Origin of the sequence: Streptomyces africanus (assembly GCF_002150735.1) — a bacterium.
Classification (GTDB): domain Bacteria; phylum Actinomycetota; class Actinomycetes; order Streptomycetales; family Streptomycetaceae; genus Streptomyces; species Streptomyces africanus.
On the sequence record NZ_MUKA01000010.1, the window covers coordinates 1 to 13,955 of the forward strand.

The window sequence follows — 13,955 nt, forward strand, 5'->3', positions numbered from 1 at the left end:
GCGGCATGACCCGTCTCCTGGACCGGCGCCCCCGCTGGACGGCGGGCCCGCTGGCGGCCCTGGTGCGCCGCACCGCCCCACTCGGCTCGGCCTTCGCCGTCGTCGTCCTCGGGGCCGGACTGGTGTTCAAGGGGGCGGCATCCGCACTGGGCTGAGTTACGTTCGTGAGGAAATCCGACGTGATGGGGAAAACAGACCTCATGAAGATTTCGCCCGGCTGCGAATGGGGGCGCCGTGTCCGAAGAACCGGGCCATGAGCGTGTGATCGCGGGCCGCTACCGGCTCCTGGCACCGCTCGGCGAGGGCGGTATGGGGACGGTGTGGCGCGCCCGCGACGAGGTGCTGCACCGCGAGGTCGCCGTCAAGGAGGTGCGCGCCCCGGCGGGGCTCGGGGGCGACGACGTGCGGCGGATGTACGCCCGGCTGGAACGGGAGGCGTGGGCGGCGGCCCGGGTCGCCAACCGGAACGTGGTCACGGTGTACGACGTGGCGACGGACGAGGGCCGGCCGTGGATCGTCATGGAGCTGGTCCGCGGGCTCTCCCTGGCCGAGGTCCTGGACGCCGAGGGCCNNTGCACCGGGACGTGAAACCGGCCAACGTGCTGATCGCGAACGACGGCCGGATCGTGCTCACCGACTTCGGGATCGCCATGGTCGAGGGCAGCTCCGCGCTGACCATGACCGGGGAGGTCATCGGCTCGCCCGAGTTCCTCGCCCCGGAGCGGGCGCTCGGCCGTACGCCGGGCCCGGAGTCCGACCTGTGGTCGCTCGGCGTGCTGCTGTACGCGGCGGTCGAGGGCCACTCCCCGTTCCGTCACGACACCCCGCTGAGCACGCTGCGCGCGATCGTCGACGAGGAGCTGCCGCCGCCGTACCGGGCCGGTCCGCTCGCCCCGGTCATCGAGGGGCTGCTGCGCAAGGATCCCGCGCAGCGGCTGCCGGCCGAGCAGGCCGAGCGGGACCTGCGGGCCATCGGCGCGGGCGGCTCGCCGAGCGCGGACACCGTACGGGCCGTCCCGTTCCCGCCGACGCTCCCGGGCCGTCCCGAGCCCTCGCCCACGCCCCCGATGCCCTTCCCGGGGCAGCCGGCCCCGTCCGGCTCGGGCGGGACGACGAGGGCCACCGGCCGGGACCGCGACCGCCGGGCGGGCCGGGTGCTGGTCGCGGGCGTGATCGCGCTGGCGCTCGCGGTGGGCGGGCTGACGTACGCGCTGCTGAACCGCGGGGACGGCTCCCAGAACAACGACCGGGGTGCCGGGGCGAGTACGCCCGCGGAGACCGAACCGGAGAACACCGCGAGCGAGAAGTCCAGTCCTTCTCCGACGCCGAGCGAGAGCGAGAGCGAACGGAGCAGTCCGCCGCCGCAGTCGGTGCGGGTCGGTCTGGACGGCACGCGCACGGACTACTCGGGCGCGTGTCCGCCGCCGGGGGCCCGGGCGCCGAGGTTCACGGCGACGTTCACGGTGGGGCGGCTGCCGGCCGAGGTGCGCTACCGCTGGGTGACGCGGGACGGCTCGGAGCTCGACGGTGGCTGGAAGACGCTGTCGTTCCCGGAGGGCGACGGCCGTACGCGGCAGGACGCGGTGACCGTGACGACCGAGGCGGAGAGCGGGACGTTCGAGAACGAGATCAGTGTCGAGGTGCGGGAGCCGGTGCGCACGACGTCCGAGTCGGTGCCGTTCTCGATCACGTGCGAGACGGAGACCCCGACGGGCGGGGCCTCCCCTTCTCCTTCGGTCAGTGGATCCGACACGGAGTCGGACACGGACTCCGGCTGACGGTCAGTCGTTGGCGTTGAGCACCGGCAGATAGCCGCCCGACTGGCCGGGCGCCTTCGGGTGGTACGACTCGCCGATGTCGAGCCAGTTGACGCTGTGCAGCCAGGAGTCGCCGGAGCAGATCTCGTGGCCGGTGAAGGTGCCGCGTACGTCGCCGAAGGTGAAGCCGTGGTTCGCGGCGCGCTTGGCGATGGCGGTGTTGAGGTGGTCGGAGGCGTCGTTGATGGCCTTGCGCTTGGTCTCGGAGAGGCCGAGGCAGGTGGTGCCGAGCTGGTAGAAGCGGGGGTAGCCGAGGACGACGACGTGGGCGTTGGGGGCCTTGGAGCTGATCGCCGAGTACACGCTGTCGAGCTTGCCGGGCAGCGTGGAGTCGACGTACGCGCGTGCGGTGTTGATGCGGGAGACGCAGGCGCTGTCGGACTGGGTCACACAGGTCGTCATGACGTCGGCGAATCCGGCGTCGTTGCCGCCGACACTGAGGGAGACGAGGGCGGTGGCGCTGCTGAGCGGGCCGAGCTGTCCGGACAGAACATCACCCGTTCGGGCGCCGGAGCAGGCCGTGAAGTCGAACGTCGAGGGTGAATGGGCGGCGGCCCAGAGGTAGGGGTAGGCCTTCGTGCTGCGCTTGCAGTCGCCGCTGGAGCTGATGTAGCTGCCGGCGCCCACTCCGGAGGAGTAGGAGTCACCGAGCGCTGCATAGCCGCCAGTTGGGGCGAGTGAGGACGCCTGCGCCGTGGCTGCCCCGGTGAGGGCGGTGCCGACGGCGAGGAGGAGCGAGCTCACGAAGACGACAAATCGGGAACGTCTCATGGAACCTCCCTTAGCAGGATCTCTGCCACAACCGTCGTAGCAGCTACGCGTGTTGACAGGAAGTGTCCATGCCAAGTCTTTTGGGTCGTTTCCGGGGCGCACACGGCGCATTCACCTCACGGTTTGTTACGCCCCGGGCACCTCTTGTTACGTGCCCATGACAGATTTGTTGACTAGTGCTCAACTCCCTTGTTCTACGCCGGTAGTTGGTCGACGCTTTACTCCGGCCGAGAGCGGAACGCGACGCTCCCGGCCGTGTGCGCGAGCACGCGCACAACCCCCACATGACGCGCGCCCCACTCAGGCGCGCGCCGCCTAGAGGAGGAATCCCTCGTAATGGCACAACTGCGTAGCAAGAGACTCGGGCTCGCCGCGATCACCCTGTCGGCGACCGCCGCCCTCGTGGGCGGGCTCACCGCCCTCCCCGCCCAGGCCGCCGCTCCCGCCGAGGGCCGGGTGCTCGCCGCGGACTCGCCGGACGCGATCAAGGACAGCTACATCGTCACGCTCAAGAAGAGCGCCGGCCTGAAGGCGTCCTCGGTCGCGGGCAAGGACCTCGTCGAGGAGTACGGCGGGTCCGTGCGCAAGACCTTCGGCAAGGCACTGAACGGCTACTCCGCCACCCTGTCCGCCGCCGAGGCCAGGCGCCTCGCCGCCGACCCGGCGGTGGCCTCGGTCGAGCAGAACCAGCGCGTGCGGCTGACCGCCACCCAGAACAGCGCCCCCTGGGGTCTGGACCGCATCGACCAGACCTCGCTCCCGCTCTCCGGCACCTACACCTACCCGGACAGCGCGGGCAGCGGTGTGACGGTCTATGTGATCGACACCGGTGTGCGCATCACCCACCAGCAGATCAGCGGCCGTGCCGCGTACGGCTACGACGCCGTCGACGGCGACAACAACGCCTCCGACGGCAACGGCCACGGCACCCATGTGGCCACCACGATCGCGGGCTCGACCTACGGTGTCGCCAAGAAGGCGAAAATCGTGGGCGTGCGGGTGCTGAACAACAGCGGTTCCGGCACGACGGCCGGTGTGATCGCGGGCATCGACTGGGTGACGCAGAACCACGCCGGCCCCTCGGTCGCCAACATGCCGCTCGGCGGCGGCGCCTCCGCCGCGCTGGACACGGCGGTCCGCAACTCCATAGCCAGCGGTGTCACCTACGCCGTCGCCGCGGGCAACAGCAGCACCACCGCCTCCTCGTCCTCCCCGGCCCGGGTCGCCGAGGCGATCACCGTCGGCGCCACCACCAGCTCCGACGCCAAGGCGAGCTACTCCAACTACGGCTCGGCCCTGGACATCTTCGCGCCCGGCTCCTCCATCACGGCCGGCTGGAACACCAGCGACACCGCGACCAACACCATCTCCGGCACCTCGATGGCGACCCCGCAAGTCGCGGGCGCGGCGGCGGTGTACCTGGCGGGCCACACCTCCTCCACCCCGGCCCAGGTCGCCTCGGCCCTGGTCGGCGGCGCCACCACCGGCAAGGTCACCAGCGCGGGTTCGGGCTCACCGAACCGGCTGCTGAAGCTCGTACCGTGACGCGTGCCGTAAACGGAACCTGAACAGCCGTTCCCCGGAGGCGGGTTGAGCCTGCGGGGAACGGTTGTTTTCGTCACCGGACCTTTCAACTTGCGCCTCACAAAAGGCCCCCCGCAACGACAAAACCAACAAAAACGTGAGCGGCCGTTCCAGGTCTTGCCATATAGGTTCAATCGTCAATACCGTCATACATCTCACCCGCATCGGTCCGTCAGCACGCGGCTCTAGGGGAGGGCTCAAGGACCGCGACGAACCGGCGCGGGGCGCGGTAGGGGGGTGCCGTGCTCGGTGACCGCGAGGTGACCGGGCCGTGCCGCGCGGTCGGCTGCCGTTTTCCGCCGTCGGCCAGCTTTGCCAGCTCACCCGGCGTGCCGAAGCTCCATCTCGGCGTGCCGCGGGTGAGAACCCCCCTTTCGAACCGGATTGGATCCGGACTGCCCTGGGGGGGCGGTCCACCGGACGAGAGGGACCAGACTCATGAGCTCAGTTCTGCAGCCGGCAGCGACGGACCCGTATCCGCCGACCGCCGGGAAGTACCGGCCCGTCTCCTCTCACCTGGCCATAGCGCCGCCGGTGAGCGTGGTCATACCGGCCATGAACGAGGCGGAGAACCTTCCGTACGTCTTCAAGACCCTGCCCGACTGGATCCACGAAGTGGTCCTGGTCGACGGCAACTCCACCGACGACACCGTCCGGGTGGCCCGCGAGCTGTGGCCCGAGGTCAAGGTCGTCGAGCAGCGCGGCAAGGGCAAGGGCGACGCCCTGATCACCGGGTTCCAGGCGTGCACCGGCGACATCATCGTGATGGTCGACGCGGACGGCTCGGCGGACGGCAACGAGATCGTGTCGTACGTCTCCGCCCTGGTCTCCGGCGCGGACTTCGCCAAGGGCTCCCGCTTCGCCAACGGCGGCGGCACGGACGACATGACCTTCATCCGCAAGCTCGGCAACTGGGCGCTGTGCACGGTCGTCAACCGCAAGTTCGGCGCCCGCTACACCGACCTGTGCTACGGCTACAACGCGTTCTGGCGGCACTGCCTGGACAAGATCGACCTCGACTGCACCGGTTTCGAGGTCGAGACGCTGATGAACATCCGGGTCGTCAAGGCCGGGCTCAAGGTGCAGGAGATCCCGAGCTACGAGTACCTGCGCATCCACGGCACCAGCAATCTGCGGGCCGTGCGCGACGGGCTGCGCGTGCTCAGGGTGATCCTCCAGGAGCGCTCCAACCGCCGGGCGCTGCGCCGCCGTTCGCCCCAGTCGCCGATGCTCGACTCGGTCCGGGGAGAGGTGTCTTGAGCGGTCCCGGCATCTCCGTCGTGATCTGCGCGTACACCGAGGACCGCTGGGAGGACATCCTCGCGGCGGTCTCCTCGGTGCGGGCGCAGTCACGGCCCGCCCTGGAGACACTGCTGGTCGTCGACCACAACCAGGCCCTTCTGGACCGTCTCGGCAAGGAGTACAAGGAAGTCGACGACGTGCGGGTGCTCGCCAACGCGGGCCCCCGCGGCCTGTCCGCGGGCCGCAACACCGGGATCGCCGCCGCGCGCGGCGAGGTCGTCGCCTTCCTCGACGACGACGCCGTGGCCGAACGCGACTGGCTCCTGCACTTCGCCGAGGCATACGCCGACCCGCGAGTGATGGCGGTCGGCGGGCGTACGGAACCGGTCTGGGCGTCGGGGCGGCGGCCCGCCTGGTTCCCCGAGGAGTTCGACTGGGTGGTGGGCTGCACCTACCGGGGCCTGCCGCGCGGCCGGGTCCGGGTGCGCAACGTGCTCGGCGGCAACGCCTCGTTCCGCCGCAGCGCCTTCGAGGTGGCGGGCGGATTCGCCACCGGCATCGGCCGGGACGGCGACAAACGCCCGCTGGGCTGCGAGGAGACGGAACTGTGCATCCGCCTCAGCCGGGCCCGGCCCGACGCGGTCCTGCTCATCGACGACCGGGCGGTGATCCACCACCGGGTGCCCGAGGCCCGTGAGCACTTCCGCTACTTCCGGACGCGCACGTACGCCGAGGGCCTCTCCAAGGCCCTGGTGGCCCGCAGTGTCGGCGCCGAGAAGGGACTGGAGTCCGAACGCCGGTACGCCACCCGGGTCCTGCCGGCCGGGGTGGCCCGGGGACTGCGCGACGCCCTGCTGGCCCGGCCGGGCGGTGCCGGGCGGGCGGGGGCGCTCGTCGCCGGGGTGCTGACGGCGGCGGGCGGATACCTGGTGGGCAGCGTGCGATCCCGCCGGGGCGGGACCACGTTCTCGGTGCCCGAGGTGGAGGTGGCGGTCCGTGAGTGACGTCCGCGTACCGATCCTCATGTACCACGCGGTCGCGGCCGACCCGAACGACGCGACCCGCGCCCTGTCCGTGACCCCCGAGGCGTTCGCCGAGCAGATGGCGGTGCTCGCGGACCGCCGGCTCAGCCCCGTCACCACCGCCGAGCTGGCGGCGTGCTGGCGCTCCGGCCGCGCGCTGCCCGAGCGGCCGGTCCTCATCACGTTCGACGACGGCTACGAGGGCGTGCACCGGCACGCCCTGCCCGTGCTCGCCAAGCACGGCTTCCCGGCCACCCTGTTCGTCTCGACCGGGTGGATCCGGGGGCCGTACGACACCGGCGGCGGCCTGGACACCATGCTGGACTGGGACCAGGTCCGGGCGCTCGCGGCGGCGGGCGTCGAGATCGGCGGGCACAGCCACAGCCACCCGCAGCTCGACCAGGTCTCCGACGCCACGCTGCGGTTCGAGCTGATCCACTGCAAGGAGATCGTCACGGACCAACTGGGCACCGTACCGGTCTCGTTCGCCTATCCCTACGGCTACTCCAGCCGCCGGGTCCGGCAGGCGGTGCGCGAGACGGGGTACGCGCAGGCCCTCGCCGTCGGCAACGGCCTCGCGCGCCGGGCGCAGGGGCCGTACGCCCTGCGGCGCGTGACGGTGCGCCGCAGTACGGGCACCGCCGGGTTCGAGCGGCTGGTCGAAGGCCGGTCGATCGCCCGTACGTTCGCCGGGGACCGTGCCCTGACCAAGGGGTACGCCGTGGTCCGCAGGGCCCGCCGGGCACGCCGGCTGGTGTCCCGCTGCGGGGGCTGACCCGCGCCCGGGAACACGCCGCGTGCACCGGGAAACCGGGTGCACGCGGCGCCCTCGTGCCGGATCATGGCGGCATGTCTGGAAACCCGCACGAGGCGCTACCGATCCGGCTCAACGTCGACGACTCCGACTCCCCGTCCGATGTCGTCGACGCGCTGTTCCTCGGCCGCTTCGCGACGGGCGAGCAGCCGTACTCCCACGCGGTGAACATCGACCGCGTACGGTCCGGGGCGACGCTGATGCCGCCCGGCGCCCGCGTGCTGCGCGCCGCCCGGGACGACGACCGCAGCGCGACGCTCGCGGAGGGCGACGGCTGGACGCTGCTGATCTCCCGCTGGAACCGGGGCGCCGACGTCACGGTGACGGCGACCAGCGCCGAGTTGGCCGAGAAGATCCTCGACCAGGCCACGGACGGCGCGGCGGACGAACCCGAACCGCAGCCGGAGAACGTCACGATGGGCTTCTGGTACGTCTCCCCGCGCCGCGGCCCGCACCGCACCACGCGCCAGATCTCCGCGGGCACCTGGGACGAGGTCCGGCCCAACTACACGGCGCCGGTGGCGGACGCCATGGACCGCCTGATGAAGACCACCCCCGAGGACATCTCGGGCCGGCTCCTCCTCCTGCACGGCCCGCCGGGCACCGGCAAGACGTCGGCGCTGCGCACGCTCGCGCGTTCCTGGCGGGACTGGTGCCAGGTGGACTGCGTGCTGGACCCCGAGCGGCTGTTCAGTGACGTCGGCTATCTGATGGACATCGCGATCGGCGAGGAGGACGCCGCCGGCAAGGGCCGCTGGCGGCTGCTGCTCCTGGAGGACTGCGACGAGCTGATCCGCGGCGAGGCCAAGCACACGGCGGGCCAGGCGCTGTCACGGCTGCTGAACCTGACGGACGGCCTGCTCGGCCAGGGCCGCAACGTCCTGGTCGGGGTCACGACCAACGAGGACCTGGAGCGGCTGCACCCCGCCGTCGTCCGGCCCGGCCGCTGCCTGGCCCGGATCGAGGTCGGTCCGCTGACCCGCGCGGAGGCGGTGGGCTGGCTGGGCCGCGAGGACGGCATCGGCCGCGAGGGCGCGACGCTGGCGGAGCTGTACGCGCTGCGCCGGGGCACGTCCCCCACGGCCCTGCCGGAGCCGCGCGGGGACGCCGACGCGGGGCTGTATCTGTAGGGCGGTGTTTTGATGGGTGTATGACCCTGTTCGTCGGCACGTCCGGGTGGCAGTACAAGGACTGGCGGGACGTCCTGTACCCGCCTGGGCTGCCGATGCGGCTCTGGCTGGAGGAGTACGCGGGGCACTTCGCCACCGTCGAGATCAACAACGCCTTCTACCGGCTGCCGGCCAGGGAGACCTTCGAGGACTGGCGCGGCCGGGTGCCCGGGGACTTCGTGGTCGCGGTCAAGGCGAGCCGCTATCTGACCCACATCAAACGGCTCAAGGACCCCGAGGAGCCGGTCGGCCGCCTGATGAGCCACGCGGCGGGCCTCGGTGACCGGCTCGGCCCGGTGCTGCTCCAGCTCCCGCCCAACCTGCGCGCCGACCCGGGCCTCCTGGACGCCTGCCTGGCCTGCTTCCCCGCCTCGACCCGGGTCGCGGTCGAGCCCCGCCACGACTCGTGGTGGACGCCTCAGGTCCGCAGGGTCCTGGAGTCCCGGCGCGCGGCCCTGTGCTGGGCCGACGTCCTGGCCCGCCCGGCGACGCCGCTGTGGCGCACCACCGACTGGGGCTACGTCCGCTTCCACCAGGGCCGCGCCCGGCCCTGGCCCCACTACGGCCGCCGCTCGCTGGCTACCTGGCTCGACCGCATCGCCACGACCTGGCCCGACGGCGAGGACGTCTACGCGTACTTCAACAACGACCCGGGGGGCGCGGCGGTGCAGGACGCGATGACGTTCGCGCGGCTGGGGCGGTCGGCGGGCCTGGAGCCCACCCGGACACCCGGCCGGCCGGCGCGGACCGGCTGAGCCATGCCGTCCTACTCCCCCTGAGCCGCCCGCAGGGCGTCCCGTACCGCGGCGAGCGCCGCGTCCTCCCCCTGCCCGAGCCGTCGGGCCCGCTCCGCATACGCCTGGGCGGCGAGGGCCAGTTCCCGGTCCGCGGCCGAGCCGGCGGCGGCCACGAACGTGCCGTGCCGCCCCCGCGTCTCGATCACGCCGTCCGCCTCCAGCGCGCGGTACGCCTTGGCGACCGTGTTCGCGGCGAGCCCCAGCGACTCGGCCAGGCCCCGCACGGTCGGCAGCCGGTACCCCACCGGCAGCTCACCCGACCGCGCCTGCTCGGAGATCCGCGCCCGCACCTGCTCGTACGGCGGAGCACTGTCGTCGATGTCGATCTTCAAGGTCACAGGCCGATTGTCCCGTACCCGACGGAAAATGGGAGGCACCCCGGGTGCGCTCCCGCGTAGCGTGCGCCTCCATGACCGTGATCGTGCGCGACCTGCGACCCGACGTCCGAGCCGACGCCGAGGGGTTCTCCCACACCCGCCGCGTCGCCCTGCCCTACATGCTGTCCACCCCCGAGTCCGTGGTGCACACCGTGACCCATGCCCACCCGGACGCCCACTTCGGGCAGCTCGTCGCCGAGGAGGACGGCGAGATCATCGGCACGGCCCAGATCAGCGTCGCCCACGAGAGCCCGGAACCCGGCCAGGGCTCCGCCAACATCTATGTGCGTCCGGACCGCACGCAGCGCGGCGCCGGTTCGCTGCTGCTGCGCACCGCCGAGGAGCGTCTGGCCTCGCTGGGTGTCCGGAAGCTGTTCGCCTGGGTGCTGGACGAGCCGGACAACGTGGCCTTCGCCGAGCGGCACGGCTTCCGGGCCAGCCGTTCCGCCTACTTCATGCGCCTGGACCTGGCGGCCGGCACGCTGCCGCCCCGCCAGGACCCGCCGGCGGGCGTCGAACTGCGCACGGCCGCCGACTTCGCGGACGACCCGCGTCCGGTGTTCCAACTGGACGCGGAGACGGTGTCGGACGAACCGAGCGACATCGAGGCCGAGTTCACGGACTACGAGGCCTGGCTGGAGGAGACCTGGAAGCACCCGCTCCTCGACCGGGACCTGACCACGGTCGCGGTCGTCGACGGCCGCCCGGCCGCCTTCAGCGTGGCGCACACGGACGGCACCCGCTACGGCACGGCCATGACCGGCACCGCCCGGGCGTTCCGCGGCCGGGGCCTGGCGAAGCTGGCCAAGAACTACTCCCTGCACCGGGCCCGCGCGGCGGGGTACACGGAGGCGTTCACCGGCAACGACACCGGCAACGAACCGATGATCGCCATCAACAAGTGGTTCGGCTACGAGATCTGCGCGAAGGAAGTGCGTTATGTCCGCGAACTCGGCTGACGGGTCCGGCCAGGTCGACGTCGTGCTCGTCAAGGCGGGCCGTACGAAGATCCGCTACGCCGGAGAGCTCCTGGCGGACGACGGCACCCGCGTCGCGGTCCGCGCCCCGTGGGCGGGCAGCGGCGTCCGCGACTTCGGCTTCGTCCGCTTCGAGCCGGGGGACGTCTTCACCGAGTACTACTGGCGTGACCGCTGGTACGCGGTGAAGGAGGTCCGCTCCGCCTCGGGCGCGCTGAAGGGCTGGTACTGCGACATCACCCGCCCCGCCGCACGCTCCGGCCCGGAGCTGGTCGTGGAGGACCTCGACCTGGACCTGTGGGTCTCCGCGGACGGCACGGACGTACGGCGCCTGGACGAGGACGAGTTCGCCGACAGCGGCCTGGCCGAGTCGGACCCCGGTGCGGCACGGGCCGCCCTGGCCGCCCTCGACGAACTGGAGTCACTCGCCCGCGGCGACGGCTTCACCGCGCTCCTGGCCTGAAGCGCCGCGCGCGGCCACCACCGCGTACCGCTCGTCGGTCACCTCTCCGCCCCACAGCAGCGGATCGCCGGACAGCCGCTCCACGCGCACCTGCCCGGCGATCGGCGCGAGCAGGCCGGTGAGCCGCTCCGCCGGTATCCCGACCGGCACGGTCGTCCCCCACACGCCCTCCACCAGCACGAGCCGCCCTCCCGGCCGCAGCAGCCCGGCCCAGTGCCGCAGAGCGCGGCCGGGCTCGGGCAGGGCCCACAGGACGTGCCGTACGAGCACGGCGTCGAAGCGCTGCTCGCCGACCGGCGGTGCCGCCGCGTCACCGACGAGGAACACCGCGTCACGCCCGGCCAGCTTCTCTCTGGCGCGCGCCACCATCGCCGGGGAGAGATCCACGCCCGTCACCCGGTGCCCCTGCTCGGACGCGAGGAGCGACAGACTGCCGGTGCCGCAGCCGAGATCGAGGACGTCGCCCGCGCGCCCGGGCAGCCAGGAGCGCAGCCGCTCGGCCCAGGCCCGGCGCACCTCCGGGTCGCGCAGCCCGTGGTCCGGCTCCTCGTCGAAGGAGGCCGCCCGCGCGTCCCAGTCCACGTCGGCGCCGGTGTTCGCCGAGGTCATGCCGTCACTGTCGTTCGCCATGGGCCCAAGAGTGACACCCGCCACTGACACTCGAATCGTGACACCCGCCACTGACAGACCACGAGCGATGAGGAACTCTCCCCCGAAAGGTCTACCTCCGTGAGAACGCGGAACCCGGTAGACCCTTTAAGGAGGCAGCCATGCGCCGTGTGACCGTGCAGAAGCCCCTGAAGAAGACGGACGTGCGCCGGGCCCGCGAGGAGGCCGACGAGCGCCCCGCGGGACGCCCTGAAGTCCGCAAGGACATCGCACGCACGTGGTGGCCGGACGCCTGAGCGGCCGATGCCGATCATGAGACGCACTCGTCAGAGCAGCCGCTTGCGGTAGTGGACGCGGTCGTAAGGCCCGTCCAGTCGTCGCTCCACCAGTTCGTAGCCGTACTTGGGATAGATCTCCTGGTTCTCCCACATCAGCGCGTTCGTGTAGAGCCTGACCTCGGACAGTCCCAGCGCACGCGCGTGTGCGTCGACGAACCGCAGCAGCCGCCGCCCCACTCCCCTGCCGTGCGCGGTGGGGTGGACGGCGATGATGTCGAGGAAGAGATGGTCCTCGAACGCCTCGACCACGACGAGGCCGGTCACGGGATCGCCCGTCACGAACACCTTGCCCGCGGCGACATTGGCCGCATGGTCCTCCTCCATGGGCTGCGGCAGCCGTCCGATGCGCTCGATGTAGGGGCGGAAGGCCGCGTCGATCACATCCGCGACGACCGGTACGTCGGCGGCTCCGGCCGGCCGGATCTCCTCGTCTGCCATGCCGCGACGGTACCTACCTGATGCCAGTGTCTGAGCACTCCCTCAAGCGGGCCATAAGGATCTCCCCCACCCGCCCTCAGCAGGCGATTCCACGGTTCTCAGGGGCTGGCTTCGGATCGCCCCCACGGGATCCGGCCCCTTCGGGCCCTGCCCTGTTCCCCGGTACCGTCGCAAGGAGTTCCGGCATGCCCGCACGCCGCACGGCCGCCGGCGCGGCGCCCTCCCGCTCGCCCTGACCGGACCGGCCGTCGCGCCGGCGGCCGCGCACGGTTCGATGGGCGACCCGGTCAGCCGGGTCTCGCAGTGCTACGCCGAGGGCCCGGAGAGCCCGAAGTCGGCCGCGTGCAGGGCGGCGGTCACCCGGTCGCGACGGCCACCGACCCGGCGGCCACGGGCGGTTTCTCCACCTTCTCCGGCAGCCTGCCCGAGCGCTCCGGCAGGCATCTGCTGTACGCCGTCTGGCAGCGGTCGGACAGCCCGGAGGCGTTCTACTCCTGCTCGGACGTCACGTTCGGCGGCGACAGCCCAACGGGCGGCACCGCCCCGGCCCCGACGGCCTTCGCTCCCACCGAGGAGCAGATCGAGGCGGGCGACGACAAGTCGACCATCGAGCACCACGGCCACGGCGACAACGACCCCAGCACCTCGGCCGAGCCGGCCGCCGCCGCCGCCCCGGAGGAACCCGCTCCGAGCCGGCCCACGCGGGCCGGCACAGCCGCTGACCGGGGGAGGCTGCCCCATAACTCGGGGCCTGTCCGGCGGCTCAGGCCGGACAGGCCCCGAAACGTTTCCCCTGCGCGTGTACACGTGTCAGTCGAACGCCGAAGCACAGGTGGTGGGCCTGGCACGCGCCGGGTCGAGCGCGCCCGCCACCTCATGGAAGACGACCCGGTCCAGCAACCCGACGGCCACATGCTCCGACAGGTCGACCGGGCACAGGTCCTGGAGCAGGACGTTGCGCACGTCCGGCCCGTTCAGGTACTGGCTGCGCCACGGCGTGACCACCTCGTCGTACTGGGTGGCGATGACGGTGTAACGCACGCCGGGCACGGTGTCGCCGCCCGCGTTGAGCCGCTTGAGGAAGTCGGAGCCGACGACCTGGTCGGCGAGGGCGGGCGTGGACTTCGCCAACAGGTCCCCGGCGCCCGGGAAGTACGGCAGCAGGTGGGTGAAGCCGTTCAGGTCGGTGCCGTGGTTGCTGGGCGCGATGCCGACCAGGGCGTTGACCTTGGCGGCACCCCCGAGGAACCGCAGGTACCAGCGGGGCATCATGCCGCCCTGCGAGTGTCCGACGATGTCGGTCTCGGCGGCGCCGGTGGCGGCGAGCACCCGGTCGACGAAGTCCTTCAGCTGGGCGGCGGACTTCTCGACGGATCCGAGGCCGTGGAAGAAGGGGACGCCCTCGAGCTGTCCGTAGTCGAGGGAGAAGACGCAGTAGCCCCGGACCTCCAGGTAGGGGGCGAGTCCCAGCCAGTTGTCGACGGAGTTCCCGAGGGTGCCGTGGACGAGGACGACGGGGCGGGGGTGGGCGGTGGAC

The 13,955-nt window shown here is 72.0% G+C and carries 14 protein-coding genes and 2 pseudogenes; 11 read left to right on the top strand and 5 right to left on the bottom strand.

Going from position 1 to position 13,955, the window contains the following annotated elements; translation table 11 throughout:
• Positions 1-261 precede the first annotated feature (261 nt).
• Positions 262-1,778 (top strand): annotated as a pseudogene (locus CCL05_RS02030) (serine/threonine-protein kinase).
• 3 nt (positions 1,779-1,781) lie between these two features.
• Here CCL05_RS02030 and CCL05_RS02035 read toward each other — a convergent pair.
• Positions 1,782-2,588 carry an SGNH/GDSL hydrolase family protein gene (locus CCL05_RS02035; protein ID WP_086558739.1) on the bottom strand — a complete coding sequence of 269 codons (807 nt, stop codon included), beginning with the start codon at positions 2,586-2,588 and terminating at the stop codon, positions 1,782-1,784.
• A 336-nt stretch (positions 2,589-2,924) separates the two neighbouring features.
• Here CCL05_RS02035 and CCL05_RS02040 point away from each other — a divergent pair, with 336 nt between their 5' ends.
• The 6 genes from CCL05_RS02040 to CCL05_RS02065 all read left to right on the top strand — a co-directional run bounded on the left by CCL05_RS02040 (position 2,925) and on the right by CCL05_RS02065 (position 9,174).
• On the top strand, positions 2,925-4,133 hold the full coding sequence (locus tag CCL05_RS02040; RefSeq protein WP_086558740.1) for a S8 family peptidase: 1,209 nt from the start codon (positions 2,925-2,927) through the stop codon (positions 4,131-4,133).
• Between the two features lie 477 nt (positions 4,134-4,610).
• Positions 4,611-5,432: a glycosyltransferase family 2 protein gene (locus CCL05_RS02045; RefSeq protein WP_086558741.1), complete on the top strand. Its 822-nt coding sequence runs from the start codon at positions 4,611-4,613 to the stop codon at positions 5,430-5,432.
• The gene (locus CCL05_RS02050; RefSeq protein WP_086558742.1) at positions 5,429-6,418 is read left to right on the top strand and encodes a glycosyltransferase family 2 protein; all 990 of its coding nucleotides are present in this window, start codon (positions 5,429-5,431) and stop codon (positions 6,416-6,418) included. The genes CCL05_RS02045 and CCL05_RS02050 overlap by 4 nt, the downstream gene beginning before the upstream one ends.
• A complete protein-coding gene (locus CCL05_RS02055) occupies positions 6,411-7,211 on the top strand; it encodes a polysaccharide deacetylase family protein (RefSeq protein WP_208641314.1) in 801 nt (266 codons plus the stop codon). Before CCL05_RS02050 ends, CCL05_RS02055 begins: the two co-directional genes overlap by 8 nt.
• A gap of 74 nt (positions 7,212-7,285) precedes the next feature.
• Complete coding sequence (locus CCL05_RS02060) at positions 7,286-8,380, top strand: DUF5925 domain-containing protein (RefSeq protein WP_086558743.1); 1,095 nt, start codon at positions 7,286-7,288, stop codon at positions 8,378-8,380.
• Between the two features lie 20 nt (positions 8,381-8,400).
• The gene (locus tag CCL05_RS02065; protein WP_086558744.1) at positions 8,401-9,174 is read left to right on the top strand and encodes a DUF72 domain-containing protein; all 774 of its coding nucleotides are present in this window, start codon (positions 8,401-8,403) and stop codon (positions 9,172-9,174) included.
• Positions 9,175-9,185: 11 nt separating this feature from the next.
• Here the strand turns inward: CCL05_RS02065 and CCL05_RS02070 are convergent, their stop codons facing one another.
• Entirely contained in the window at positions 9,186-9,554 is a 369-nt protein-coding gene (locus CCL05_RS02070; protein ID WP_208641315.1) for a GntR family transcriptional regulator, read from the bottom strand.
• Positions 9,555-9,625: 71 nt separating this feature from the next.
• Here CCL05_RS02070 and CCL05_RS02075 point away from each other — a divergent pair, with 71 nt between their 5' ends.
• Positions 9,626-10,552, top strand: coding sequence for a GNAT family N-acetyltransferase (locus tag CCL05_RS02075; RefSeq protein ID WP_086558746.1), 927 nt, complete (start codon positions 9,626-9,628; stop codon positions 10,550-10,552).
• Positions 10,533-11,033, top strand: coding sequence for a ribonuclease FAU-1 family protein (locus CCL05_RS02080; RefSeq protein WP_086558747.1), 501 nt, complete (start codon positions 10,533-10,535; stop codon positions 11,031-11,033). The genes CCL05_RS02075 and CCL05_RS02080 overlap by 20 nt, the downstream gene beginning before the upstream one ends.
• Here the strand turns inward: CCL05_RS02080 and CCL05_RS02085 are convergent.
• Positions 10,992-11,663 carry a class I SAM-dependent methyltransferase gene (locus CCL05_RS02085; RefSeq protein WP_086558748.1) on the bottom strand — a complete coding sequence of 224 codons (672 nt, stop codon included), beginning with the start codon at positions 11,661-11,663 and terminating at the stop codon, positions 10,992-10,994. The genes CCL05_RS02080 and CCL05_RS02085 overlap by 42 nt on opposite strands.
• 140 nt (positions 11,664-11,803) lie before the next feature.
• On the opposite strand from CCL05_RS02085, the gene CCL05_RS47060 reads away from it, so the two are divergent.
• Positions 11,804-11,938 (top strand): hypothetical protein, encoded by a 135-nt coding sequence (locus CCL05_RS47060; RefSeq protein WP_010046145.1) that lies wholly within the window; start codon positions 11,804-11,806, stop codon positions 11,936-11,938.
• A 30-nt stretch (positions 11,939-11,968) separates the two neighbouring features.
• On the opposite strand, the gene CCL05_RS02095 is transcribed toward CCL05_RS47060, so the two are convergent.
• Positions 11,969-12,418: a GNAT family N-acetyltransferase gene (locus tag CCL05_RS02095; protein WP_086558749.1), complete on the bottom strand. Its 450-nt coding sequence runs from the start codon at positions 12,416-12,418 to the stop codon at positions 11,969-11,971.
• Between the two features lie 185 nt (positions 12,419-12,603).
• On the opposite strand from CCL05_RS02095, the pseudogene CCL05_RS02100 reads away from it, so the two are divergent.
• Positions 12,604-13,270, top strand: a pseudogene (locus tag CCL05_RS02100) (lytic polysaccharide monooxygenase); the annotation flags it as partial.
• On the opposite strand, the gene CCL05_RS02105 reads toward CCL05_RS02100, so the two are convergent.
• Positions 13,229-13,955 (bottom strand): esterase/lipase family protein (locus tag CCL05_RS02105; RefSeq protein ID WP_086558750.1); only part of this gene is annotated, 727 nt, incomplete at its 5' end. The pseudogene CCL05_RS02100 and the gene CCL05_RS02105 sit on opposite strands and share 42 nt — an antisense overlap.

Coding starts and splice junctions, on each gene's coding strand:
- CCL05_RS02095 (WP_086558749.1), bottom strand. CDS start 12,418: ATGGCAGACGAGGAGATCCGGCCGGCCGGAGCCGCCGACGTACCGGTC.
- CCL05_RS02045 (WP_086558741.1), top strand. CDS start 4,611: ATGAGCTCAGTTCTGCAGCCGGCAGCGACGGACCCGTATCCGCCGACC.
- CCL05_RS02085 (WP_086558748.1), bottom strand. CDS start 11,663: ATGGCGAACGACAGTGACGGCATGACCTCGGCGAACACCGGCGCCGAC.
- CCL05_RS02060 (WP_086558743.1), top strand. CDS start 7,286: ATGTCTGGAAACCCGCACGAGGCGCTACCGATCCGGCTCAACGTCGAC.
- CCL05_RS02035 (WP_086558739.1), bottom strand. CDS start 2,588: ATGAGACGTTCCCGATTTGTCGTCTTCGTGAGCTCGCTCCTCCTCGCC.
- CCL05_RS02040 (WP_086558740.1), top strand. CDS start 2,925: ATGGCACAACTGCGTAGCAAGAGACTCGGGCTCGCCGCGATCACCCTG.
- CCL05_RS02075 (WP_086558746.1), top strand. CDS start 9,626: ATGACCGTGATCGTGCGCGACCTGCGACCCGACGTCCGAGCCGACGCC.
- CCL05_RS47060 (WP_010046145.1), top strand. CDS start 11,804: ATGCGCCGTGTGACCGTGCAGAAGCCCCTGAAGAAGACGGACGTGCGC.
- CCL05_RS02065 (WP_086558744.1), top strand. CDS start 8,401: ATGACCCTGTTCGTCGGCACGTCCGGGTGGCAGTACAAGGACTGGCGG.
- CCL05_RS02080 (WP_086558747.1), top strand. CDS start 10,533: ATGTCCGCGAACTCGGCTGACGGGTCCGGCCAGGTCGACGTCGTGCTC.